General features: G+C 61.5%; 20 protein-coding genes and 3 pseudogenes. 8 read left to right on the top strand and 15 right to left on the bottom strand.

Going from position 1 to position 24,024, the window contains the following annotated elements:
- Positions 1-264 precede the first annotated feature (264 nt).
- Entirely contained in the window at positions 265-1,020 is a 756-nt protein-coding gene (locus tag CRD20_RS09110) for a hypothetical protein (RefSeq protein ID WP_101687648.1), read from the bottom strand.
- Positions 1,021-1,063: 43 nt separating this feature from the next.
- Between CRD20_RS09110 and CRD20_RS09105 the strand changes: the two genes are divergently transcribed.
- Positions 1,064-2,287, top strand: a complete 1,224-nt coding sequence (locus CRD20_RS09105; protein ID WP_016422415.1) for a magnesium and cobalt transport protein CorA — start codon at positions 1,064-1,066, stop codon at positions 2,285-2,287.
- A 43-nt stretch (positions 2,288-2,330) separates the two neighbouring features.
- Here CRD20_RS09105 and CRD20_RS09100 read toward each other — a convergent pair whose 3' ends face one another.
- Positions 2,331-2,813 (bottom strand): general stress protein, encoded by a 483-nt coding sequence (locus tag CRD20_RS09100; RefSeq protein WP_042388577.1) that lies wholly within the window; start codon positions 2,811-2,813, stop codon positions 2,331-2,333.
- Between the two features lie 334 nt (positions 2,814-3,147).
- Here CRD20_RS09100 and CRD20_RS09095 point away from each other — a divergent pair, with 334 nt between their 5' ends.
- Complete coding sequence (locus CRD20_RS09095; protein ID WP_187405288.1) at positions 3,148-4,281, top strand: Mrp/NBP35 family ATP-binding protein; 1,134 nt, start codon at positions 3,148-3,150, stop codon at positions 4,279-4,281.
- A gap of 144 nt (positions 4,282-4,425) precedes the next feature.
- A pseudogene (locus CRD20_RS09090) lies at positions 4,426-4,758 on the top strand (ATP-binding cassette domain-containing protein); the annotation flags it as partial.
- Here the strand turns inward: CRD20_RS09090 and CRD20_RS09085 are convergent.
- Positions 4,755-7,451, bottom strand: a complete 2,697-nt coding sequence (locus CRD20_RS09085; protein ID WP_187405364.1) for an FAD/NAD(P)-binding protein — start codon at positions 7,449-7,451, stop codon at positions 4,755-4,757. The pseudogene CRD20_RS09090 and the gene CRD20_RS09085 overlap by 4 nt on opposite strands.
- 412 nt (positions 7,452-7,863) lie before the next feature.
- Here CRD20_RS09085 and CRD20_RS09080 point away from each other — a divergent pair.
- A pseudogene (locus tag CRD20_RS09080) lies at positions 7,864-9,086 on the top strand (RtcB family protein).
- Here CRD20_RS09080 and CRD20_RS09075 read toward each other — a convergent pair.
- The 7 genes and pseudogenes from CRD20_RS09075 to sigE form a co-directional block, all read right to left on the bottom strand.
- Complete coding sequence (locus tag CRD20_RS09075) at positions 9,083-10,042, bottom strand: pyridoxal-phosphate dependent enzyme (RefSeq protein WP_187405287.1); 960 nt, start codon at positions 10,040-10,042, stop codon at positions 9,083-9,085. The pseudogene CRD20_RS09080 and the gene CRD20_RS09075 sit on opposite strands and share 4 nt — an antisense overlap.
- 51 nt (positions 10,043-10,093) lie before the next feature.
- A complete protein-coding gene (locus CRD20_RS09070; RefSeq protein ID WP_187405286.1) occupies positions 10,094-10,567 on the bottom strand; it encodes a hypothetical protein in 474 nt (157 codons plus the stop codon).
- 40 nt (positions 10,568-10,607) lie between these two features.
- Positions 10,608-11,258 (bottom strand): annotated as a pseudogene (locus tag CRD20_RS09065) (IS3 family transposase); the annotation flags it as partial.
- A 75-nt stretch (positions 11,259-11,333) separates the two neighbouring features.
- Positions 11,334-11,933 (bottom strand): Sec-independent protein translocase protein TatB, encoded by a 600-nt coding sequence (gene tatB, locus CRD20_RS11240; protein WP_187405284.1) that lies wholly within the window; start codon positions 11,931-11,933, stop codon positions 11,334-11,336.
- Positions 11,934-12,044: 111 nt separating this feature from the next.
- Positions 12,045-13,364 (bottom strand): S1C family serine protease, encoded by a 1,320-nt coding sequence (locus CRD20_RS09055; RefSeq protein ID WP_070652891.1) that lies wholly within the window; start codon positions 13,362-13,364, stop codon positions 12,045-12,047.
- Complete coding sequence (locus tag CRD20_RS09050) at positions 13,364-13,729, bottom strand: anti-sigma factor (RefSeq protein WP_016422410.1); 366 nt, start codon at positions 13,727-13,729, stop codon at positions 13,364-13,366. The genes CRD20_RS09055 and CRD20_RS09050 overlap by 1 nt, the downstream gene beginning before the upstream one ends.
- Before the next feature lie 78 nt (positions 13,730-13,807).
- On the bottom strand, positions 13,808-14,461 hold the full coding sequence (sigE, locus tag CRD20_RS09045) for an RNA polymerase sigma factor SigE (RefSeq protein WP_048732853.1): 654 nt from the start codon (positions 14,459-14,461) through the stop codon (positions 13,808-13,810).
- Between the two features lie 158 nt (positions 14,462-14,619).
- Between sigE and CRD20_RS09040 the strand changes: the two genes are divergently transcribed.
- Complete coding sequence (locus CRD20_RS09040; protein ID WP_016422408.1) at positions 14,620-15,294, top strand: O-methyltransferase; 675 nt, start codon at positions 14,620-14,622, stop codon at positions 15,292-15,294.
- A gap of 337 nt (positions 15,295-15,631) precedes the next feature.
- Here the strand turns inward: CRD20_RS09040 and glgC are convergent, their stop codons facing one another.
- Positions 15,632-16,849 (bottom strand): glucose-1-phosphate adenylyltransferase, encoded by a 1,218-nt coding sequence (gene glgC / locus CRD20_RS09035; protein WP_042388575.1) that lies wholly within the window; start codon positions 16,847-16,849, stop codon positions 15,632-15,634.
- Positions 16,850-16,961: 112 nt separating this feature from the next.
- Here glgC and glgA point away from each other — a divergent pair, with 112 nt between their 5' ends.
- The 3 genes from glgA (at position 16,962) to budA (ending at position 20,764) form a co-directional block, all read left to right on the top strand.
- Positions 16,962-18,158: a glycogen synthase gene (glgA, locus tag CRD20_RS09030; RefSeq protein ID WP_049171936.1), complete on the top strand. Its 1,197-nt coding sequence runs from the start codon at positions 16,962-16,964 to the stop codon at positions 18,156-18,158.
- 202 nt (positions 18,159-18,360) lie between these two features.
- Complete coding sequence (locus tag CRD20_RS09025) at positions 18,361-19,884, top strand: cellulase family glycosylhydrolase (RefSeq protein ID WP_222866277.1); 1,524 nt, start codon at positions 18,361-18,363, stop codon at positions 19,882-19,884.
- A gap of 130 nt (positions 19,885-20,014) precedes the next feature.
- On the top strand, positions 20,015-20,764 hold the full coding sequence (budA, locus tag CRD20_RS09020) for an acetolactate decarboxylase (RefSeq protein WP_080969585.1): 750 nt from the start codon (positions 20,015-20,017) through the stop codon (positions 20,762-20,764).
- A gap of 3 nt (positions 20,765-20,767) precedes the next feature.
- Here budA and CRD20_RS09015 read toward each other — a convergent pair whose 3' ends face one another.
- The 4 genes from CRD20_RS09015 to CRD20_RS09000 form a co-directional block, all read right to left on the bottom strand.
- On the bottom strand, positions 20,768-21,643 hold the full coding sequence (locus CRD20_RS09015; RefSeq protein WP_048732862.1) for a methyltransferase domain-containing protein: 876 nt from the start codon (positions 21,641-21,643) through the stop codon (positions 20,768-20,770).
- A gap of 295 nt (positions 21,644-21,938) precedes the next feature.
- Positions 21,939-22,106: a DUF3117 domain-containing protein gene (locus CRD20_RS09010; RefSeq protein WP_005509573.1), complete on the bottom strand. Its 168-nt coding sequence runs from the start codon at positions 22,104-22,106 to the stop codon at positions 21,939-21,941.
- 223 nt (positions 22,107-22,329) lie between these two features.
- Positions 22,330-23,142, bottom strand: a complete 813-nt coding sequence (gene folP / locus CRD20_RS09005; RefSeq protein WP_149420937.1) for a dihydropteroate synthase — start codon at positions 23,140-23,142, stop codon at positions 22,330-22,332.
- 45 nt (positions 23,143-23,187) lie between these two features.
- A complete protein-coding gene (locus tag CRD20_RS09000; RefSeq protein ID WP_048732866.1) occupies positions 23,188-24,015 on the bottom strand; it encodes a TIGR00730 family Rossman fold protein in 828 nt (275 codons plus the stop codon).
- Between the last annotated feature and the right edge of the window lie 9 nt (positions 24,016-24,024).

Here is a 24,024-nt window from a genome sequence, read left to right as displayed (position 1 = left end):
TTGCCAGGCATCAAGGGCGAATAGTCAAAAAGCGTGTCCGGTCGGCGTGTCACCGGGTCGGCACCATTTACTACTTAGTCCTCAATGCGAGTTACTGACTACGTTTATGACAGAAACGGCCCGAAAAATGGCATGAAAGTGTCATAAACTCGCACAGTTTCACATTTGCAGCCCGCATTCATGGGTTAATCAACAAACTTGGCGGCAGCCAACAGCAGATACACGTCCGATACCGCCACAACTAGCCCCCCCCCGCCACGCCGACTACGCCTTATCCAACCACTCCTGAGCGACCAACTCAGGGCTGGCGCCACCAGCCACAGCCCGGGTCATCAGCTTTAAGTCCTCAGTGCTCAGCGAACCCGCAATCTCATTGAGCACGCGGACTCGATCATCTCGGTCCAGCGCTGGCTTGACGTAGAAAGGCACAAGCCATTGCGGCAAGTCAGCCCCAGCATTGTCAGCTGACACATCTGCGCAGCCCTGTGCCATGCCCGCGTCGGTGGCCATTACTTCGCCCGGCAGCGACCGCGAAAATGCGTCGTACACGCGGTCGCGCCACTCGCCGCTGAACTGCTTGTCCGGGGTGGAGTCGTTGGCGTATTCCTCCGCCAGTGAAGCCGCCGACGCAGGGTCGCTCAGGCCGAGTAGCTCACCTGTGCATCCGAAGGAGACCAGGACCGCTTCATTGCGTACGGCCCGCAACCGGTCGTCAGCATTGCGAATGCCGACGACCTCCGCTTGCCGCCCTATTCTCTCGAAGCTTTGCGCATACACGTACGCAAGAGCTGCTTGCTCAGGGTTGCGTAGGTCTGCCCCGACAGTCACTACCGCCTCCTGCTCGGGAGGAACGGGCATCTGCGGATCCAAATCAGAACATGCGGCAAGACCGAACCCCGTCGCCCCAGTGACCAATGCCAGGGCGGTAAAAGTGCACGCAGTAGCCGTGGAGCTACCCTTGCACCCCATTGAGCGGATGCGAAAGTGGAACCCGGCGTTCGCACGTCTAAAATCAATCATCGACACCAGCGTAACCTACGAACGGATTGTGAGGTCACCCAGAATGGGCGAAGAGAAAAGCCGCAACATCAGCGCTTCGGCGAAGGCTCGCAATCCGCGAACTAGCTCGGCCAGTCAAAGCCAAAAACCGTCGGCCACAGCAAAACCCGGTAAAACCGCTCGGGCGACGAATGCGGCTAAATCCGCAGCGAAGTCGGCTGTCTCGAAGGTGACGCGCACCAACGGCTCGTCGTCAAGCACAGGAACAGGACAGTCGAGGGCGGTGCGCGATGCCCTGCGCGATTGCGGCGTCTACATCGGTGGCAAGCGTTTGCCCGGCACCTACGACCACTTCTCCGGGCTGTCCGAAGTACGGAATTTTGGTGAGGGCTTCACGTGGCTGTCATTGTCGCGCCCCAACGCGACACAGATGGACGCCATCGCCGAGCTTTACGGACTGGATGAGCTGACGGTGGAGGACGCACTGACTAACCGCCAGCGCCCCAAGATTGAGATCCACGATGATCACGTGGTTTTTGTAATTCGCTCGATTCACTACTCCCCGGAAGGTCTCGCGGATGACGAAAATGAGATCATTCGCTCTGGCCAGCTGATGATTGTCATCGGCCCGGAGTACGTCATCACCATTCGCATGGGCATGCCGAGCTCGGATATGCAGCGCATTAGCGCACGCGTGGAGAACACCACCGACGCCATCGACTACGGCCCCGCGGGCGTGCTTTGGGCGCTGACGGACAACCTCGTCGACGCGTACCTGCGCATCGCGATGCAGCTGGAAGATCGCGTGGAGATCATGGAAGACGAAGTCTTCGAGCCGAACTTGGATTCGGATATTGAGGACATTTACATCCTCAAACGAGAGATCCTGGAGATGCGCCACGCGATCGATCCGCTGACACCGGCGCTGCGCTCCCTGATGAATCTGCGGGAAGACATCATGCCTAAGGACGTCAGCCGTTACCTTTCCGATGTGCTCGACCACCAGCTCGCCGCCGCGGACCTCGTCTCCGGACTCGACGAACGACTCTCCGCCCTCATCGACGCCGCCGCCGTGAAAATCCAGCTGCAGCAGAACCAGGATATGCGTACCATCTCGGCGTACGCGGCTATTCTCGCCGTCCCGACCGCCCTGGCCGGCATCTACGGCATGAACTTCGACCACATGCCCGAGCTGCACTGGGAGTACGGCTACTTCATCGTCCTCGCCATCATGTTCGCCATCGTGGCGTTTTTGGTGTGGGTCCTGCGCCGCAACAAGTGGCTGTAGGCACTGCTTCTGGCAGGCATCGCTTTACGACGGATACAGCAACCTACCCGCGGTTCCCACCGAGAGCCCGCTGCGCCAGCAGGTCACGGGCCCGCTCAGCATTGCGGGGATTGCACAGGACATCGTAGCGACGGGCAACAATCTCCGTAGTGCTAGAGAAATCCCGCTTGCCGTTTTGCATTGCGTACGGAACTGCGGCCAGCACGATGCCGAAGATGGCGCCCATGCCGAGGCCAACAATCAGCGGACTGACCCAATCCTCTTGGAAAAGGCCCAGAATCAGGCCAAAGAACAGGCCCATCCACAGCCCGTACAGCGCGCCGCCGCCGAGCACCTTCGGCCAAGTCAGCCTGCCGACCACGCGCTCCACCTGCATCAGGTCAACACCGACGATGGTGAGGTCGGAAACCGGGAACTCATCGCGATCACTGAGCGAATCCACCGCCGCCTGCGCGTCGGAGTAGTTGGTGAAACTGCCCACCGGCCACCCCTCGGGTACCTGGCGCTGAGGCAACCGGGACTTCATGCTCTGTTCCCGGCCGCTCCCCCAACCGCTGCCCGCTTCCCCATTTGCCATCGGTACTCTCACCGTTCCCTTGCAGTTGTTGTCGCAGTAGTTGTTGTCACAGTAATTGGTGACGCAGTTGCTAAAAGTGTTGCTAAAACTATTGCCAAAAGGCGTTCTACCGAAGACAACGCCTAACAGTTTCCAATTGTTCCACCGCCTGCCCCACCACACATTTCGCCAGCACCGCGCTTACCGCAGGGGCTGGGCGCTATGCCCGTCGTAAAGCGGAAAACTGCTGATTTTGTCAGTAGTTCTTTGTCTTGCGGGGTCTCACGATAAGATTCACTACATAATGTCTACGATTACTGAAGCTGAAGTTCGCACCGCCCTGGCGCAGGTCGAAGATCCTGAGGTACGTCGCCCGATTACCGAGATTGGCATGGTCAAGTCCATCTCGGTGGCGGACAACAATGACGTGGCCGTGGAGATTTACCTCACCATCGCCGGTTGCCCCATGCAAAACACCATCATCGAGCGCACCGAAGAGGCGCTGAACGGTATCGAGGGCGTTGGCAACGTCACCGTCACCACCGATGTGATGAATGACGAGCAGCGCCGCGAATTCCGCAACGCCGTCCGCGGCACCGCCTCCGAGCCGGTGATCCCATTCGCCCAGCCGGACTCCCGCACCCGCGTGTTCGCCGTCGCCTCCGGTAAGGGTGGCGTCGGTAAGTCCTCCGTGACCGTGAACCTCGCCGCCGCGCTGGCCGCGAAGGGCCTGTCTGTCGGCGTCCTCGATGCCGACGTCTACGGACACTCCATCCCACACATGATGGGCTCCGAGGAAAAGCCGCACCAGGTCGACGACATGATCATGCCTCCGCAGGCGCACGGCGTGTCACTGATCTCTATCGGACACTTCGTCGACGACAACGCACCGGTTGTCTGGCGTGGGCCAATGCTGCACCGCGCAATCCAGCAGTTCCTCGCGGACGTGTTCTGGGGCGACCTGGACGTCCTGCTTTTCGACCTGCCCCCGGGAACCGGTGACATCGCCATCTCCGTAGCACAGCTCGTGCCAAACGCTGAGCTGCTGATTGTTACTACTCCGCAGATGGCCGCCGCCGAGGTCGCAGAGCGCGCCGGCACCATTTCGCTGCAGACCCGCCAGCGCATCGCCGGTGTCATCGAGAACATGAGCTGGATGGAAATGCCCGACGGCTCCAAGATGGAGGTCTTCGGCACAGGCGGCGGCGAGACCGTTGCCCGTCGTCTTACCCAGATCACCGGCGGAAAGGTCGAGCTGCTCGGCCAGGTGCCGCTGGACACCGAGCTCCGCGAGGGCGGCGACAAGGGCACCCCGATTGTCCTGTCCAAGCCGGATTCGGGCGCGGGCGAGGCCCTGAATGCTATCGCTGACAAGCTAGTTGTTCGTCGCGAGTCGCTCGCAGGCAAGTCGCTCGGCTTGGGCGTGACGCCGAAGTAGGCCTTCGCTTTACGACGATCACAGCGACGCCCCCTCCCCGGTATTTTCGGTGCCGGGAAGGGGGCGTCTGCTTTTGCGGCTGCGGTGTTCGGGGGGGGTGTATGTGTTGTGGGGGTTTTCGGTGGTGTAGGTGTGCGGGCGGTGTGGGTGTTTTCAACCTCGGTGCGCGAGAACCTGCGCGTGGGCACGCCCGAGCTTGACGACACCCTCGCCACGCGCGTACTCTCCGCCGTCGGCTTCCCCTTCGACTTGGACTTTGTCCTCGACAACGGCGCCGACTCGCTCTCGGCTGGGCAGCGCCGCCGCCTGCTGCTCGCCCGCGCGCTGTGCAGCGACGCCGACGTGCTGCTTCTCGACGAACCCACAGCGCACCTGACCCCCGACGACTCAGCCGATCTAATGCACATGCTGCTCAACTCGCCGCTGCCCGGGCCGAAACCGCAACGCACCGTGATCGTCGTGACCGACGAGAACTAGCCGGGCTGGTCGATCGGGTCAAGCTCGCCGGACGGCCACACCACGTTCTTCGCCAGCGGGATCTGGTGCGAGGCCGACTCCAGGATGTGCATGAAGTACCCGGCGGTGTTGGGGATTGCGATGATGTCGCCGGCTGAGACCCCCTGGGGGAAGCGGATCCTGCGGCGCAGAATCACCTCGTCCTCGATGCAGTAGGCGCCGACGAGGAAGGCCTCGACAGCCGCGGACGGCGGCGTGCGCTTGACCAGGATCGGGTCGACGAGGTAGTCGTCGGAGGTGGTGCGGCACTGGGTGCGATTCATGTGCAACCCGACCAGGGGAACTCCGTCGCTACGCGTTTTCACGAACGCGACCTGGGCGAGGATGAGCCCGCAGCCGTCGAGAAGTGAACGTCCCGGCTCAAGGTGCAGCCTTAAGCCCCGCTCGCGCAGCTCCCCTGCGACACCGCCGCCTAAGACCTCTTCGAGCCACGCGCCGCGGGTCGGACGCTGGTGGTAGGGGTAGGTCGTGGTCAGCGGGTCCGCCTTCCAGGTGAACGGCTCGGCGTAGCCGGCGCGCTGCACCTCGATCGCCTCGAGGTAGTCCTTCCACTGCTCGGCGTCGTCGATGTAGCTCATGGGCACCCCGCCGCCGATGTCGATGAACTCTGGTGCGTGGCCTGCGGCGCGCAGGGCGTCGATAAGCTGCATGCACTCGCGGATGGTTGCGGAGCGATCCGCAGCGGCGTAACCGTGCAGGTGAGCGTGCACGCCGACGACACGCACGTTGCGCTCGACCGTACTTAAGTGCTCGGCCCAGGCCGTGAGTCGCTCGCCGAAGCGCGTCGGGGCCATGGTGGAGGGGTCCGGGGCGAGCCTTGGCGCGACAAGCGCGGTGTTCTCGCCGGCGAGAGCCACGATGCGGTCGTATTCGTCGCGGTTGTCCACGGAGATCACCGCCGAGCCCTCGATGGCCAGGCGCAGCAGATGGTCGGTCTTGATCGCCGCCGAGACGATGATGCGCTCACCGGCCACGCCACGGCCGAGCACCTGGCGCAGCTCGTCGTAGCTGGCCACATCCACGCCGTGGCCGGCGTCGCGCACAGTGTCGACGAAGACGAGTCCCTTGTTCGCCTTGCGCGCGAAGAACACCTTCACCTCCACCCCGCAGCGTTTGCCGGCCTCAACGAGCTCGTCGATGTTGGACTCCATCGGGCCGGGCTCGAGCACGTTGACCGGGCTAGCGTAGGTATCCAGCAGGTCCTGGCAGGCATCCGGTCTGGCAACTAAGTCAGCGGCCCACTTTTCTGTGCGTGCGGTCAGCGGCGGGGCGCCGTGGACGCGCCCGGGGTGCGCCATCGCGGCCGCGGAGACCCGGTCGGCCCACGCGGGGATGACCTCATGCTTGTCGCGGCGCAGCGTGTCGTGGCCGAGGATCCAGCCCTCGTTCATCCGCCCCGCCGCGGCAAGGTGGGACTGGCCCTCGACCGTGCCGTCGCGCGCGACTTTCAGGCTCACGCCGTCGTAGGTGCCGGCGAGACCGGCGGCCACGAGGTCGCCCACGAGCGTGCCCTCGACGACGCCCGGCGCGGCGGTGACCGAGTCGACTGTCACGCTCGCCCCGACTTCATGCGCCAACGCCGCGAGCTCCTCTTCCCCGCGGCCGAGGACGTCGGGACGCACGCGCCCGGCATCGATGGCGTCGACGAGATCGCTCGCTGTCTCGGGCGGAGGGCCGAACGCGACGCGCTCGAGAACACGGGTGAGCCGGTAGAAGCGCTGCCCGCCGAGCGTGTCGCGCCCGCCGAATGAGGCGCGCTGAATGATCGCGGGGTAAAGCGCCCGCCACGCGTAGCCCACTGCCAGGGCTGGCGTCCACGGCCGCTCACCCGTGGCGGCCGCGAGAGAGGCGCGCAGCTCGGCTACGGCGTCGCCGGTGAAATCCTCGCCCGCGATGACCGCGCTCACGTCCCCGCTGCCGCCTTGGGCGTCGAGGACGACCTGTGCCGCTTCGGAGAGCGCTGAGACGAACTCCTCGTAGGAGGCGCTAGTGGTGATGGCATCGCTGAAGCGGCCCAGGTCCGGTTCACACGCGGGATAGGCCTTGACCTCCATGAACCGCCCCGAGCGGGTCACGGGGAAAAACGCCCGCGCCGGCGCGTAGCGCACAACGTCCATAAACGACAGTGCCGCCCCGCGCACGAGGACCACGTCCTCGGGCGCGATCGCGTCGAGGTTGGTGTGGGGGTAGGCCGCGATCGCCCCGGCAACGGGTATCGCCTTGGCGTGTCCGGTGCACAGCAGGACTTCGTCGAAAAGCGAGCCGTGGACGTTGAAGCGGGTACCGGCGGGAGAAAGCTCGGTGACCTCGAGCTCACGCACCTCAACCGTGCACCCTCGCGGGACGTGTTGGAACAGCGCCTGCCACGACTGCGCCAGGAACCGCCCGACCTCGCGCCGAGGGACGAACGCCTCGGACGCGCCGCGCCACTGGTTGAAGGATCCAAGCTGGGTTTCAATTACGTGAGCTGGGACGTTGAGCAGCCACTGCGGCGGAACGCTCGGCTGAAACGCCCCAATACCGCTCGCCGAATCCAGCGGCCCGTCGTTGAACACAGTCAGATCGATACGCGCGCCGCGCTGGCGGGCGCGCTCCATCAGCTCCTCGGCCGCCCACAGCCCGCGCGGGCCTGCGCCGATGATCGCTACCTTCACTTTTGCCACTACCTTCCTCGGTTGATGTTGCGCGTCGTCTCGCAGATAGCTTAGTCATGCACTCTGGCGCATACCCGGGAAGTCGTGGTGGCGTCTGGACCTAGCTCATCCGCCGCGCCTGAAGGCGGCGTCAATGGGCAGCAAGATACTTTCGGGACACAGCTACACGATTGGAGAGGACGACATGCGCGCATACCAGCAGCACCGGTCGCGATTTTACCTGCTCCAACAGCAGGCTGTGTCTCACGGCCCCGGCCTTGTGCGCGTAAAGAGTTAAAAAACCACCGCGCCCGGCATCGTGAGACTCACACACCCACGGTGCCGGTTTCTCATTCCCCCTTGTGGCGGCACTGTGGGTACGACGTACCCGAAGGTGCACCAGTATGTCACGCCACGAGTGAAGGAGATTTCCATGGCACGCAACAAGCGGGGCAGACCCGGTAGTAAAAACCGGTTCTCCTCGCGGCCCGTTAATACCAACCACCACGTCGAGGTTTTCGCCTCGCATGTCGACGACAACGTCACCGAGCAGGCCAACCAGCTTGCGCGTCTGCCCTTTGTCCACCCGCACGTCGCGCTGATGCCAGACGCACACTACGGCATGGGCTCCGCCGTCGGCACCGTCTTCGGCACCATCGGGGCAGTGATCCCCGCTCCGTCGGCGTCGACATCGGCTGCGGCATGATCGGCGTGCGCACCGGATTCACCGCCAGCGACCTGGCTGGAGGCGATCTCACCCGCCTACGCGACACCATCGAGGCGGCGATCCCGCTGTCCCCCGGCAACTACAACGAATGGATCCTCGGCGGCAGCGCCGAGGCACGCACCCGGGAGCTCGCCGAGCTGGCCGAAGACACAGGCGTTGACTTGTCGCACTCCCCGAAGTGGCGCCAGCAGCTCGGCTCGCTCGGCGGCGGCAACCACTTTATCGAGCTGTGCCTCGACGAGGAGGACCGGGTGTGGATGTTCCTGCATTCCGGCTCGCGCGGGGTGGGCAACAAGATTGCTCAGAAGCACATCGCCGCGGCCCAGGAGCAGTGCGATAAGCACTGGGTGCTGCTGGAGAACCGCGACCTTGCGTACCTCGTGGAGGACACGGCCGAGTTCGACTCCTACATCGCCGATCTCGCCTGGGCGCAGCGCTTCGCATGGCTCAACCGCGAGGAGATGATGGACCGCTTCGCTCGCGTGCTGGGAGAGTTCGTCGGTGCCGAGGTGGCAGAGGCCGAGCGGATCAACTGCCACCACAACTACACCCAGGTGGAGGAGCATTGCGGGCGCGAGGTGTGGTTGACCCGCAAGGGCGCGATCCGCGCCGACGAGGGCGTCAAGGCGCTCATCCCTGGCTCGATGGGAACCTCGAGCTACGTTGTGTCGGGCAAAGGCTTCGCCCCGGCGCTGCGCTCGGCACCGCACGGCGCGGGCCGACGCTTCTCGCGCACCGAGGCCCGCAAACGGTTCATCGCCGCGGACCGGGACGAACGCATGGGCGGGATTGTCTACCGCCCCGGCGACGCGTGGGTGGATGAAATCCCAGACGCCTACAAGGACATCGACCAGGTCATGGTGGACGCGGAGAAGCTGGTCAGCGTCGATCACAAGCTGCACCAGATCCTCAACGTCAAGGGCACCTAGGGGTCAGTGACGTTGTCCGCGACCCACTCGTCGTTGTAGATCGTGTCCAAGTAAGCACGGCCGTCGTCGTGGAAAATGGCGACGATCTCGGCTCCCGGATTGTCACGCGCGAGCTTATCGACGCCCCACGCCACCGCCCCGCCCGACGCTCCGGGCAAAAACCCGGTGGCGCGTGCCGTTGTTCGCGCGGCGTTTACCGCATCGCGGGCATGTACCCGGATCACCTCATGGGGCTCGGTGAGCGTGGAGAGTTCGGTGACCACTCCCGCGCCGTAGCCGGGCAGGACGCGAGCTCCGCGATTGCCGTCAAAAAGCACAGAGCCCTGCGCATCGATCGCCACGACGCGGGTGGGTAGCTTGTGCTTGGCAACGTAGCGCAGGCAGCCACCGACCGTGCCCGTGGTGCTCACCGCGACGGCGAGGATGTCGGGGGCGTGGCCGAGCTGCTCGACGATCTCGCGCATCGTCCCTTCCTCGTGGGCGCTGAACGCGGCCCGGTTGGAATACTGGTCGAGGTTGATCGCGCCGAGCTCATCGACGAGCGTGGCCACAAGCGCGCGCCTGGCCACGAGCCAGTCCCCCGTTTCCAAGTCGGGCCGCTCAACCTCGTGGATCGTGGCACCGAGGGCGCGGATGTGCGCCAGCGTTGAGGCGTTGGTGCGCCTGTCGACCACGCAGTGGAACTCCCATCCGCCGAGCACCGCCTCGCGGGCGAGGGCGACCCCGAGGTTGCCGGAGCTTGATTCGACGACCACGCTGTCTTTCGTGAGCACGCCGCAACGCTGCGCGTCACGGACGAGGGCGCGCGCGGTGCGGTCCTTCGCGCTGCCGCCGGGGTTGAACGACTCGAGTTTGCCCCACAGCGGCCCGGCCCCAGGCGGTCGCAGTTGATCGAAGGCCACGAGCGGGGTATTTCCGATGGCGGAAAGCACGCCGGGCAGGGGTTCCAATGACATAATTACAACCTTATGCGTTTTCCGTCTGCGTCGAGTGCACGGCGTGTAACTTTACTCGCTAATGGTGAGGAAGTCTCCCGTGAAGATGTCGGAGGAGATGTAGTAGGTCTCCACCGTCCCATCGAGCATGACCAGATTCTCCGACAGCGCATCGGGCGTGCCCGCGCCGACCTGCTTGAGCTTACCCGCGAGCTCCTCGCCCACCATGTCGGCGTGGAGCTCAATCGGAACCGGCAGGGCAATGCCGGCGATCTGCGGGGTCACCTTCATCGACTGCACAAAGATGTGGAAGTTACCCGTCAGGGTCGTTCTCACCCCCGGCCCGGAGCGCTGCCACTGGTCCGGAATGCCCTCGAAGCTGCTCGGGAAGCGCACTCGCAGGTTGTCGAGCACCACCTTGTCCGCATCGATCCGGATCGCCGCGCGCGGGCCTTGGGCGGTGTCGATGGTGACGTACGACAGTTTCACGTTTCCCGTCAGTGCTGTCGAGTCCGACTGGACCGTATAGGTGGTGCCCGAGGGCAAACGAGCCCGACCCCTGGAAAGTGGACACCGGGAATTGAACTTATGCGGTCAAGGTGAGTTTACCGCAGGTGCGGTTTTCGAACTCGAGGGGCGACAGATAATCGCACCATGAGTGTCTGCGCTTCTGGTTGTAGCGCACACACCACGCGAAGACGTCCCGTCTGGCGTGCAGCAGTGAGTCGAAGCATTTCCAGTTTTGCAGCACCTCGCGTTTCAATGTCGCGTTGAACGACTCCGCTAGCGCGTTGTCTGCGCTGGTTCCCACCGCTGCCATCGATTGGGTCACCCCTAGCATCGTGCATCGTGAGCTAAATGCCTTAGAGGTATAGACACTGCCGTGATCTGAATGAAAAATCACTCCTTTCAGACTGCCTCGGGCGCGCTGTGCTGAGTCCAGCGCATCGATAACCAGATCGACGCGCATGTGGTCAGCAATAGAAAATCCCACCAGCCTGCGGGAATAACAATCGATCACGGTGGCAAGATACATATTGCCGCCACCGGATACCGGCAGGTAGGTAATGTCGCCGACGAGCACGCGATTCGGCGCCGGGGCATGAAACTGCCTGCAAACAAGATCTGGAAAGACACCACGGCCAGCATCTGCCACGGTGGTGCGCACGCGGCGTTTCTTCGTGAACCCCTGGATGCCCATAGTCTTCATAATGCGCGCGACGCGTTTGTGATTGACCACCGCCTGACCCTACCGGGCCATTTTTGCCATAAGCCTAGTCAGTAACTTGCGGTCGGGAACGGTTTGCAACTTCTATAGGTTGTCGTCGTCGACCCATGCCTGCACACCACGAGGCTGCTGAGGTTGTTGCGGCTGCTGTGGTGTTTGCTGTGCTTGCTGTTGACGGGCCTGGGCAACCGGGTCCTGCCACGTTCCCGGCTGCTGGGCTGGCTGCTGTGCTTGCTGTTGAGCCGACTGCGGGGCCGGCTGCTGCAACGGGGTCGGCTGCACTGGCTGGCTCGTATTGGACTGCTGGTACTGCTGACCCGCAGCCCCGGCCGTTCCTGCAGCGCCCGCAGCTACGGCTGCACCAGTTCCGCCACCACCCGCTGCGGGCTTACCGGAGAGCATGTCCAGGTAGGTGTCATCGCCGTCGAAAAGCGTCCTGGTGATGGCGGTCTTCGGGTTGAGACGACGGAGATCGTTGAGCTCCTGCAGTGGCTTTCGAAGATCATCGAAGTCTTCACCGAACTCGTCCGAGAGGTTATCGCGTGCGTCATTGATTGCGGTGCGCGCAGCCATAAGCAATGCGCGGACGTCCTCAATTACCTTCGGCAACCGCTCAGGTCCGATGAGAATTAGTCCGAGGATAAAGAGGACAAGAATCTCGCCCCAGCCAACATTAGAAAACACGTTATACCACCTTAGTTACAGTGCACCTCGCATGCAGCATTGCGCGGCCAAATCCACCAAATCTGCCAAATCCGCAGAAACCAGCCGAAACCGGTCGAAACCAGCGCCACCCTACTCCGGCGTGATCTTCGCCTCCAGCTCGGCTCCGTGGCGAACGATCTTCAATACCGCCTCATTACCAGCGCCAACAGTCCACAGCGCCACCGTGAGCTCATCTGCGGACGATACCGCGCGGTCTCCCACAGCCGTAATCACATCGCCTTCCTGCAGACCTTCCCGGTCGGCAACTCCTCCCGGCAGGATGCTGGCAATCTCGGCACCAGTCAATGCGCCATTGGAAACCGTGCGCGCTGTCACGCCAATCCCAGGATGAACCGGCTGCTCACCGGCAATGAGCTGCTCAGCGATGGCAACGGCTGAATTGATTGGAATCGCAAAGCCCAAACCCTGTGAGCCACCCGAACTACTGAAAATCACCGTATTAATACCGATGATGGCACCGCGGATATCCACCAGCGGACCACCCGAGTTACCCGGGTTGATGGAGGCATCAGTCTGAATCGCATCGGCGTAACCGTCCGTGTCGGTCCCCTCAGCAGCCAGGCGCACCGGCCGATTAAGCGCCGAGACAATGCCTGAGGTCACCGTTCCGCCCAGCCCCTGCGGCGAGCCCATCGCAATCACGGTGTCACCGACCGCAACCGCGTTGGAATCACCAAGCTGCGCCACAGTCAGCCCCGCAACATCTTCGACCTTAATTACAGCGAGGTCGGTCTTCGGGTCGCGGCCAATAATCTTGGCCGGCACCTCTTTCAACTTGCCGCCGTCCCAAAACGTTACGGAGACCTGCATATCCTGCCGATCCGCCACCGCCGAAACGACGTGGTTATTGGTCAAAATATGACCGTCACCATCAATGACAAACCCCGAGCCCACGCCCGAGACCTCACCGGCACTGACCGCAATCGACACCACCGCGGGACGAAGAGCCTCCGCCACCTTGCCGATCTCAGTCAAATCACCGTTGCCCGGCCGCCCCTCGATCTGCTGCAGCTCCACACGCTGGTAGTCCGAGCGGAAAGTCTTGCCAGCCCAACCGCCAACAAAGCCACCAACACCGCCAATGAGCAGCACCACGGCCGACGACGCCGCAATCACACGCCACGGCACCTCGCGGCCAAAAATCACTTCCCGCGCGCTGACGCGGGGAGCCGTCTTCGGGCGAGGCTTCTTTTTCGCTTCGGGTTTGCGGGCTGGACGCCCCGTCGTCATGCGTGACGACGAATCCTGCCACGGCGAATACTCTTGGGCGGTCGCACTGGTGTCGTCGTCAAGCTTCTGCCCTGGAGCACGCTGTAACCCGCCAGTTGCGGCGGCACGATCGGAGTCCGGGGCAAACGCGGAATCATCGAAAGAGCGATGTTTGCCCACTAGTGACTACCACCTTTACGAAAACCGCGAACGATCTGCTCCAACGCGGCACTCAGCGACTCCGGCGGACGGTGCGCGAGATGCCGCGCCGACCGATGGGGCTCTGAGTCCTCGCAACTGCCTGCGAAATCAGCAATACGAGCGCGCAGCTCAGCTGGAATGTGCAAGGGCGCGCTGTCACGCAGACGCTTGGCCGCCTGCCGCTGCTTCGCGACCTCCCGGCGACACTCCGGGCATGCCATCAGGTGCGCCTGCGCACGACGCTCAGCTACGACCGACAACTCGCCGTCAACAAAAGCGGCAATTGCCTCGGTGCCGAGATGCTCCGTTGACAAAAAACGCTTGTCATCGCCCTGCTGAATCACAGACTGCAGCACCTCCAGAAATCACGCCTATTTAACTAGCCCCACAATAGCCGCTCCCGCGGATTGAGTGCGGGAAATCTAGCCTGCGGTGACCGACTCCGGCAGCTCCTGCCGTTCCTTCTCCAGGCGCTCCAACGTCGCCCGCAAGCTGGAACGTGCCCGGTGAATGCGTGAACGCACAGTGCCCATCTTGAGCCCAAGGGTGCTGGCAATTTCCTCGTAGGTCAGCCCCACCACATCACAGAGGACAACCACCGCGCGATAATCCGGCTGCAGCTCAGCCAGCGCGATTTCCAAATCCGGGTCGAGCATCGCGTCATCGACGGCCTGCTCCGGTGTCTTCAGCGTGCCCGGGACGCGGTCGTAGTTCTCCGGCAACGCCTCCATCCGGATGACCTGCCGGTGCCGGACCATATCCAAAAACAGGTTAGTGGTAATCCGATGCAGCCAGCCTTCGAAAGTGCCGGGACGGTATGACTTCAGCGAGCGGAACACACGCATGAATGTCTCCTGCGTCAGGTCTTCCGCGTCCTGCTGGTTACCAGTCAACCGATATGCGAGCCCATAAACACTATCCGCGTGGGCCTGGACCAGTTCCGACCACGACGGCATCTCCCCCACACCTGCATCAAAAGCCGCGGTGCCGGACAGTTGCTCAGTTACATCAGCGGACGGGGCGTCCTCGCGGCTGTCGCCTGCGCTGACTCGTTCGGACTTGACTCGTTCGGGCATGAGGTTCAGTGTTCCTTACCAACCTTAGGTTTGTAGTGACCTTACCCTGAAAATAGTTTGAGAGTCCAGACAAATTTGAGGCTTGTTTACGCACCTAGTCCGGCACTGACCGGCGCGCCCCGCTACCCTGCCCGAAGTTTTTTCCTACGCTATAGAGCGTGTCCGAAACGAGTTCTTCTGCTACCCCGCTATCCGCACGTGACGCTATTGCACAGCACGTCAACAACACGACCGTAGTCTCCGAGGCCCTTGAAAGCGCCCGAGAGAGCGCTCGCGAATACGGAGTTGCCGTCCCCGATACGATGACCGGCGCCGCTTTGACCTCGCTCATGGCTCTGACCAGTGCTCGCCGCGACGGTCACCCCGCCGCTGTCATCGCATCGCCTGCGGCAGGCGTAGTCGGTTTGCACCTGGCCGCCGGGCTCGGCGATAACGGCGTTCTCACCTGCATCGACCCTGAGCTCGAGCACCAGTCTCTGGCAAAGTCCGCTTTCCGAGCCGCAGGCATCCGCCCCAACCGACAGCGCTTCCTGCCCTCGCATCCGCTGGAGGTCATGGATCGACTGGCCGCCGACTCCTACGACTTGGTCTACTTGGACGTCGCCCCGGCAATCCTCCGCGCTGCCCAGGAAAAGGCCTGGCCGCTGCTTCGCTCCGGCGGCGCGCTCGTCCTGACCGGCGCGCTCCTCGACGGCACTGTTGCTGACTCGTCACGCACTGACCGTGACACCGTCGCTGCCCGCGAAGCCGACGAATACATGCTCCAGCTTGACGACGCTTACGTGATGCGCCTGCCCCTAGCAGCTGGCACCACTGTGCTGGTGAAGAAGTAGTTTTCTACTGTTGGCCGGCCGGCTGGCGGCGGTGGGCCACTGCGACTTACTGACTGCGTTTATGGCTCGCGGCGGCGGGCCAATGCGAGTTACTGACTGCGTTTATGACAAAAATGGCCCGAAAAATGGCTTGAAAGTGTCATAAACTCACACAGTTTCACATTTGCAGCCCATGCCCGTATTCACAGGCGAAGCCCGTAGCCACACGTGCAGCCCATAATTTTTGGGGCTGCCGGTTTTGGGGCTAGGTAGCAACTAGGTAGCAAAAAGGGTTAGAAGAAAAAGGGCACGTACCCCACGGTACGTGCCCTTTTGCAGCCGCTCGGACTCAACCAGCCTAGATAACCTGGTTCTTACCAACGGCCACAACGCCACCAGCGCTGACCTTGAAGCGCTCTGCGTCCTTCTCCGGATCGACACCGATAATGGCGCCGTCGGAAACTACAACGTTCTTGTCCAAAATCGCGTGGCGAACCACTGCTCCGCGGCCGACGCGAACGCCTGGGAAGAGAACCGAGCCCTCCACCGTCGCGCCATCCTCGACCACAACGTTGGTACTAATCACCGAGTTGCGGACCGTACCACCGGAGACAATCGAACCAGCACCGACCATCGAAGCCTGAGCAATACCGCCCTGGACAAACTTGGCCGGAGGCAGGTTCTCCTCCGAGAAGGTGTGGATTGGCCACTTCTTGTTGTAGAGGTTAAACACCGGGTGGACGGAAATCAGGTCCATGTTGGCCTCGTAGAAGGCATCGATGGTACCGACATCACGCCAGTAGCCCTTGTCACGTTCGGTCTCACCCGGAACGTAGCTGTCCTTGAAGTCCCAGACGAAAGCTTCACCCTCCTCTACCAGCATCGGAATGATGTTTCCGCCCATGTCATGGTCGGAGTTTTCATCTTCCGAGTCACGCTTAATAGCGTCGATAAGCGCGGAGGTAGTGAAGATGTAGTTACCCATCGACGCGAACGTCGAGTTCGGGTCATCCGGGGTGCCGGGCGGATCAGCCGGCTTCTCCAGGAACTCGGTGATTCGGTTGTTGTCATCGGCATCGATGACACCGAATGCGCTGGCCTCAGAACGCGGGACGCGGATACCAGCGACGGTCACGCCAGCGCCAGACTCGATGTGGGCCTCCAGCATCTGCTGCGGATCCATGCGATAGACGTGGTCGGCACCGAAGACGATGACGTACTCCGGATCCTCGTCATAAACCAAGTTCAGCGACTGCAGGATCGCGTCCGCCGAACCGGTGAACCAGCGCTTGCCCAGACGCTGCTGAGCCGGCACCGGGGTGACGTACTGGCCGGTGATGCCGGACAGCTGCCACGCCTGCGAAATGTGACGGTCGAGCGAGTGGGACTTGTACTGGGTCAGCACACAGATCTTCAAGAAACCTGCGTTGACCAGGTTCGACAGCACGAAGTCGATAAGCCGATAGCTACCACCGAAAGGCACGGCGGGCTTAGCGCGGTCTTCCGTCAGCGGGAAGAGACGCTTGCCTTCGCCACCGGCAAGGACAATGGACAAAACATGTGGTTGACTCCTCACACCAACCAACCTATATGCGATTTACGTTCCTCGCTGCCAGTCTCCCCTCCCCGCTACCCACACCCAGGCATATCAAGCGACGGAAATTGTCAAATCTGGTTACGCTGGAACTATGCGTGTTGCCATGATGACCAAGGAATACCCTCCGGAGATTTACGGCGGAGCAGGTGTTCACGTAACTGAACTGACTCGTTTCATGCGCGGCCTCGACGGCGTTGACGTCGATGTGCACTGCATGGGTGCTCCTCGCGATGAGGCGGATGTATATGTCCACGGCGTTGACCCGGAGTTGAAGGATGCCAACGCCTCGATTAAGACGCTGTCCACGGGGTTGCGCATGGCAAATGCCGCCGCGGCAACCGACATTGATGTCGTCCACTCTCACACCTGGTATTCAGGCCTGGGCGGTCACCTCACTGGTCTGCTCAAGGGCATTCCGCATGTGGCAACCGCGCACTCACTGGAGCCGCACCGCCCGTGGAAGCGCGAGCAGCTCGGCGGCGGTTACGACGTTTCCAGCTGGTCCGAGCGCAATGCTATGGAGTACGCAGACGCTGTCATTGCTGTTTCCGCGCGCATGAAGGACGCCATCCTGGACGCCTACCCGCGTATCTCCCCCGACAAGGTTCACGTTGTCCTGAACGGTATCGACACCGAGCTGTGGCACCCGCGCCCGACGTGGGAAGAGTCCAAGGAACAGAACGGCTGGTCTGTCCTGGAGGAGCTCGGCGTTGACCCGTCTCGCCCGATGGTCGCGTTCGTCGGCCGCATCACCCGTCAGAAGGGTGTCGCTCACCTGGTCAAGGCCGCATCGCTTTTCGACGACGGTGTGCAGCTCGTTCTGTGCGCCGGCGCTCCGGACACCCCGGAAATCGCGAAGGAGACTGAGCAGCTCGTCCATGACCTCCAGGAGAAGCGCGATGGCATTTTCTGGGTGCAGGACATGCTGCCGAAGGAGAAGATTCAGGAGATCCTGACGGCCGCGGATTCCTTCGTCTGTCCGTCCATCTACGAGCCTCTGGGCATCGTTAACCTCGAGGCTATGGCATGTGGCACCGCAGTTGTCGCCTCTGATGTCGGCGGTATTCCGGAGGTTGTCGTCGATGGCGAAACCGGCACTTTGGTTCACTACGAAGAGTCCGATCCGGAGGGCTTCGAGCGTGGAATCGCTGCCGCTGTCAACAACATGGTTGCCGACCGTGACCGCGCTGCCAAGGTTGGCCAGGCGGGTAAGAAGCGCGCTGAAGATGTGTTTAGCTGGGAGAACATCGCTCAGCAGACCGTCGAGGTCTATAAGTCTTTGATATAGCAGGCTGTCCGCAAGACGCCACGGCTGCGCGGTGGACGAAGTCTCCTCAAAGGCCCATCGCTTCCGAAGAGGAAGCGGTGGGCCTTTCTTAGCCTTTTTACTAACCCCGTTCAGGACATTTACTTATGCCTTTGCCCACTTTTTCTAAACCTAATTTGAGTTTTGGCTGAATTTATCATTACTGGTCAATAGCATACTGAGTATGAGATTCACTAAGAAGGTGGCAGCAGTTGGTGTCGCCATTGCCATAGCGCTAGCGGGTGCAGTGCCGCATCAGGCGCTCGCTACAGAAGTAGCCCCATCCCCTAGTACCGCTACCATCACCGAGCGTGGTCCTCTTGGACAGTCCGGTCGCTGGTTTACCGACGGTGACGGCCGTGCTTTCCTCACTCAGGGATCGAACATCGTCTACAAGCACGATCCTTACACCCCAGAGGCCGGAGGCTTTAACGAGGACGATGCTGACTGGCTCGTGCAGCAGGGCTTCGACTCCATGCGAGTCGGCATTATCTGGAAAGCAGTAGAGCCAAAGCCCGGCGAGTACAACGACGAATACCTGGATTCCATTGCCCGCACTATCTCCATGCTCACTGAGCGTGGAATCGCGGTCTTGGTCGATGCCCACCAGGACATGTACAACGAGAAGTTCGAAGGCGAATTTGCCCCGGATTGGGCTGTCATTGACGACGGCGTTCCCAGCCTCTTGAAGGTTGGCTTCCCCGCTAACCAGGCCCTCAATATCGGCCTCATTAGGGCATACGACAACTTCCTGAATAACCGCAAAGGACCGGGCGGCGTTGGGTTGCAGGAGCGTTACGCAGCCATGTGGGGCCATGTCGCCAAACGCCTTGGCAAAATGCCGGGACTGATGGGCTACGACATCATAAATGAACCGTGGCCAGGCTCGGCATACCCACTGTGCTATTTGGCTCTCGGCGACTGTGGTCCGGCTAAGGAAAAGCTCGATGAACTGCACCAGAAGGCTGCCAATCAGATTGTCGACAAGGACCCGGACGCTATTGTCCACTACGAGCCCTACTCCATGTGGAATACCGGATTGAACACCAATCCGGCAGCCCCGAAGGTTCCTGAAACCGCTGGTACGGCCCTCAGCTGGCATGTCTACTGCACCACGAATGCCCTGTTCAACACCTACACGGGCTGTGACTTTTTCGATGGTCGTACCTTCGACAATGCGGAAATCGTCTCATCCGGTAACGGCTCGGCCACACTGCTGTCCGAGTTCGGCGCCACCGACGATGCCGATACCCTCAATGGCGTAGTTTCGCTTGCCCGCCGCCACATGGTCGGCTGGCAGTACTGGTCCTACTGCGGATGCGACGACCCGACGACGCAGAACCAGAAGGAACAGGGCATGGTCTTCGACCCGACTGATCCAGGACCCGTAGGTGCCGATGCCTTCAACCGCGACAAGATGACCATCCTCGCCGCTCCACACCTGCGGGCGGTCGCAGGCACCCCGCAAGCTACTGACTGGAACCACGACACCCGTGTCTACCAGGCCAGCTGGAACAATAACCGCGTCGATGGCACCGGATCTTTCGCACCTGGTTCCACCAGCGAGCTCGTTGTGCCCTCAATTAACTTCCCGAATGGGTTCACAGTGAATGTCGAGGGTGGCCACGCCGCTGTCGCTGCCGATGGCCAGACGGTTCATATCGTCTCCACTGCTGACCACGTATCAGTCACCATCCAGCCGAAGTAGAACCAACCGCTCGATTCACCAAATCACGCCCTGTGGATTTTTCCGCAGGGCGTTCTTCGTGCCGCAGAGTCCTCCCACACCATCGGACCGAAAACGCCGAACAAACTGAGCCACAAGCACCGCGAATATAATGGCTTCCATGACCACTCACGAGAATTTTCCAACGGTCCGACACACAATTTTCCAAAACTCACTGATGTCCGCACTGCTCGATGGCATCTACGACGGCGAGATGACCATTGGCGAAATCCTTGGTCATGGCAACTTCGGCATCGGCACCTTCGACGGTCTCGATGGCGAAATGGTAATCCTCGACGGTGTCTGCTGGCAGGTGCGTCACGACGGCTCCGCGACCCGGGCCACCATGGATCAGCGCAGCCCCTACACGGTGGTCACCAACTTCGTTCCTCACACGGTGATGGATGCGCCGGAAAACCTGACTCGCAAGGAAATTAGCCCCATCATCGATTCCCTGGTGCCGAGCCAAAACTTTATGTACGCACTGCGGATTACCGGCGAATTTGAGTGGGTGAAGACTCGAACCGTCGTAAAGCAGGAAAAGCCGTACCAGAAGATGGTTGATGCGACGGAAGAAGACGCGTCGGTTGATTTCGAGAACCTGCGGGGCACGATTGCGGGCTTCCGCACGCCGGTCTACGAGAAGGGGATTTCGGTGCCCGGCTGTCATGTGCACTTCCTCGCGGAAGGCGGCACCGGCGGCGGGCATGTGCTGGACTTTAAGCTGCGCTCGGGCACTATCGAGTTGTGCCCGGGCACTGACCTGCAGCTTCGCCTTCCGCTAACGGCGGAATTCTCGGATGCTGACCTGGATCCGGAAGACCTGGATGAGCAGATTCACAAAACCGAGGTCAAGGAGTAAACGCTAGTCTCCCGGGCGGCCAAGACGAGTGACGTAGGCACGGGCGGTGACGTGCATCTCTGCAGGTAGCGCCGCAATGCGTTCCTGCAGCACCTCCGGATGAATATGGCGTGCCGACGGGCTCATACCGATCTGCGCGGCGATTGCACCCTGGTTGAGGTTCATACCGAACTCCACCAGCTCCGGGTCGCCAACAGGCACGAGGTGCCCCTCTGCCTGGGAAATCATGCGCTCGACCTTGCCGCGCTCGACATCAATGATGCCCAGTGGCTCACGAAGCTCACCCAAGTGACCAGTGGTGGCAGTCAGAACCACAACCTGGCCGCCCGGCTTGAGCACGCGAGCGAACTCCTCCGCGTTGCGAGGTGCGAAGACGACTGTAAGCGCATCGATGGAGCCATCACGCAGCGGCAGACGCGCCCACGCATCGGCTACAACGGCGCCGAGGCGCGGGTGGCTCTTGGCCAGGTGCTTGGCGGCCGGCACAGACACATCAATGCCTACGCCACGGGAATTGGGAATGCTGTCCAGCGTGTGTGCGAGGTAGTAACCAGTGCCCGCACCGACTTCGCAGATGACTGGGCTGGCGGCCTCGGACACGTTGGCGTCGTCAAGCACGTCCTGGACGTTGCCTGTAACTGCCTCAACGAATGGAGCATAGTGGCCACCAGAGAGGAACTCCTCGCGGGCGGTAATCATCTTGGCGTCATCGCCGGTGTAGCGCAGACCAGCCCCACCGGCGAGCGTAACGTAACCCTGGCGGGCGACATCATAGCTATGTCCGGATTCGGACTTCAGAGTCATTCGTTCGGCATCACCAAACTTCAAATCAGTGCCATCGATGGGGTCAGCAAGCACATCAATGATGTCAGCTAGCACGTCGGTCACTCCTCAAACTGAGCTAGAAAAATAATTTTCACTATCTTAGCCCGTGACGAGCTCAGCCAAGTAACTCCAATGCGAGTTACTGACTACGTTTATGACAAAAATTGCCCGAAAACTGGCTTGAAAGTGTCATAAACTCGCACAGTTTCACATTTGCAGCCCGTACTTTTTGTTCATAAACCCTCATTCGAGCCGTTATCACCTGAAGAAGAAAAGGCGACCTACACCAGTGGTGTAGGTCGCCGCTGGGTCAAAACCGGACAGGCCCGGCCACTACCCCACTACTCTGCTACTCCACTACTGCTACAAGCTCTGCACCGAGCTCCTTGGCTTCCTCCGGGGACAGTTCCACCACCAGGCGCCCACCACCATCTGCGGGGACGCGCATTACAATCTTCTTGCCCTCTTTAACTGCCTCCAGCGGACCATCACCGGTACGCGGCTTCATTGCTGCCATGTGAACTCCTTCGTTCTAAGACAATGTCGATGCAGGAGACGACCAGCCACCCCAGCTCGGCTGTGGTAGCCAGGAGATTGACAATCCCGGTTCAAGACCTCGGTCTACGACCCCGGCTCAAGATCCCGGTTTAGAATCCCTGTCGGCATTTTCGACTACTTCTCTTCATCATAGTCCTTTGTTTCACGCAGCGGCATGGGTGGAGCGCCTCAAACTACGCCCCTTACACCAGCCCACGCACCGGATGCAGTGGCGCAAAATCACCGGAAATAGCCAGAGTCATACGGCAAACATCAAGAGTTTCGGACACCTGATGCGAACGGAACACCGCAACACCGGCAGCTGCCGCATGGGCGGTCGCAGCCAAGGTGCCGGGCACACGCTGCTCGACCGGGCGGTCCAAAGTCTCACCGACGAAGTCCTTATTCGACAGCGCCATGAGCACCGGCCAGCCTGTAGCCACGAGCTCATTGCAGCGCCGCAGAAGCTCGAGGCCGTGGTAGGTGTTCTTACCAAAGTCGTGGGTGGGATCGATGAGGATGCGGTCCTCCGGCACGCCAGCGTCCACTGCCCTCTGGGCGAGCTTGCCGGTTTCTGAGATGACATCGTCCACGACGTCGTCGTAACGCACGCGAACCGGATTGGTGCGTGGCAGTGCTCCACCGGTGTGCGAGCAGACGTAACCCATCCCGTGGGCGCCAGCGACTTCCAGCAGCTCCGGGTCATGGCCTGCCCAAGTGTCGTTGATGAGGTTGGCGCCAGCTTTGATGGCGGCTTCCCCGACTTCGGCGCGCCAGGTGTCGACGCTAATGTGCAGGTCAGGATAGCGTTCGCGAACCTTCGCGATGGTCGGCACCACGCGCTCGATCTCCTCGGCAACAGTTACTTCCGCACCGATACCAGCCTTGACACCGCCAATATCGACAATGCCTGCGCCTGCCGCAACAACTTCGTCGACGCGAGCAAGCGCGACCTCCTCCGCAGCCGTTGCGCCACGGTCATAGAAGGAATCCGGGGTGCGATTGACGATGGCCATCACCGTCGACACCGCGGAGTCCTGATAAAAACTCCGCACAGCGTCTTACCTCTCGCTGAAGCGACGGACTCGGCGGAGCTTTTCGGGAACGTCAGAGGTCGGCTCACACTCTTCCATCAACTTTTCGTGCGCGGCCTCGATGTACTCGACCGCTTCTTCAATGGAGTCGGTGACCAGGAAAAGGTCCATATCAGTCGGAGAAATCAGCTCCATGGCCACGAGTTTCTCGCGCATCCAATCGACCAGCCCCGACCAGAACTCAGTGCCCAGCAGCACGATTGGGTGATTTTCCACCTTCTCGGTCTGCACCATCACCAGTGACTCAAAGAGTTCATCGAGCGTGCCGAAACCACCCGGAAGACAAATAAACGCCTGCGAGTACTTCAGGAACATGGTCTTGCGCACGAAGAAGTAGCGGAAGTTCATGCCCAGGTCGACCCAGTCATTCAAGTGCTGCTCGTGCGGCAGCTCAATGCCCAGCCCAATGGACAGGCCGTCGGCGTCGTAACAGCCGCGGTTGGCGGCTTCCATGATGCCCGGGCCGCCGCCAGTGATGGTCGCGTAACCCGCCTCCGCCAGCGCCTTGCCCAGGTCGAAGCCCCACTGGTAGTACGGGCTGTCCTCCGGCAAGCGCGCCGAACCATACACCGTCACCGCCGGCGGAATCTCCGCCAACGCACCAAAGCCGTCAACGAATTCCGATTGAATGCGCAGCACACGCCAGGTGTCGTTGTGCAGCCAGTCCGTGTTCGGATTGTGTGACAACAGCCTGCGGTCGGTCGTAGACGCCTGCGGTTCGCCCGCCTGTCGAATCGCGATTGGGCCGCGGAGTGCACGGCGCTTAGCTGGGGACGGAGTACGTACAGGTTTCATAACCTCACA

Origin of the sequence: Corynebacterium sp. LK33, from assembly GCF_014334955.1 — a bacterium.
GTDB classification, from domain to species: domain Bacteria; phylum Actinomycetota; class Actinomycetes; order Mycobacteriales; family Mycobacteriaceae; genus Corynebacterium; species Corynebacterium jeikeium_D.
This window is presented reverse-complemented; position numbering and strand designations above follow the sequence as displayed.

What these genes read in the sequence shown, in the direction of transcription:
- CRD20_RS09105 (WP_016422415.1), top strand. Translation starts at nt 1,064, where the DNA reads ATGGGCGAAGAGAAAAGCCGCAACATCAGCGCTTCGGCGAAGGCTCGC.
- CRD20_RS09095 (WP_187405288.1), top strand. Translation starts at nt 3,148, where the DNA reads ATGTCTACGATTACTGAAGCTGAAGTTCGCACCGCCCTGGCGCAGGTC.
- budA (WP_080969585.1), top strand. Translation starts at nt 20,015, where the DNA reads ATGGCTTCCATGACCACTCACGAGAATTTTCCAACGGTCCGACACACA.
- CRD20_RS09075 (WP_187405287.1), bottom strand. Translation starts at nt 10,042, where the DNA reads ATGTCATTGGAACCCCTGCCCGGCGTGCTTTCCGCCATCGGAAATACC.
- CRD20_RS09010 (WP_005509573.1), bottom strand. Translation starts at nt 22,106, where the DNA reads ATGGCAGCAATGAAGCCGCGTACCGGTGATGGTCCGCTGGAGGCAGTT.
- CRD20_RS09100 (WP_042388577.1), bottom strand. Translation starts at nt 2,813, where the DNA reads ATGAAGTCCCGGTTGCCTCAGCGCCAGGTACCCGAGGGGTGGCCGGTG.
- CRD20_RS09025 (WP_222866277.1), top strand. Translation starts at nt 18,361, where the DNA reads ATGAGATTCACTAAGAAGGTGGCAGCAGTTGGTGTCGCCATTGCCATA.
- CRD20_RS09110 (WP_101687648.1), bottom strand. Translation starts at nt 1,020, where the DNA reads ATGATTGATTTTAGACGTGCGAACGCCGGGTTCCACTTTCGCATCCGC.
- folP (WP_149420937.1), bottom strand. Translation starts at nt 23,142, where the DNA reads ATGGCCATCGTCAATCGCACCCCGGATTCCTTCTATGACCGTGGCGCA.
- sigE (WP_048732853.1), bottom strand. Translation starts at nt 14,461, where the DNA reads ATGCCCGAACGAGTCAAGTCCGAACGAGTCAGCGCAGGCGACAGCCGC.
- glgA (WP_049171936.1), top strand. Translation starts at nt 16,962, where the DNA reads ATGCGTGTTGCCATGATGACCAAGGAATACCCTCCGGAGATTTACGGC.
- CRD20_RS09000 (WP_048732866.1), bottom strand. Translation starts at nt 24,015, where the DNA reads ATGAAACCTGTACGTACTCCGTCCCCAGCTAAGCGCCGTGCACTCCGC.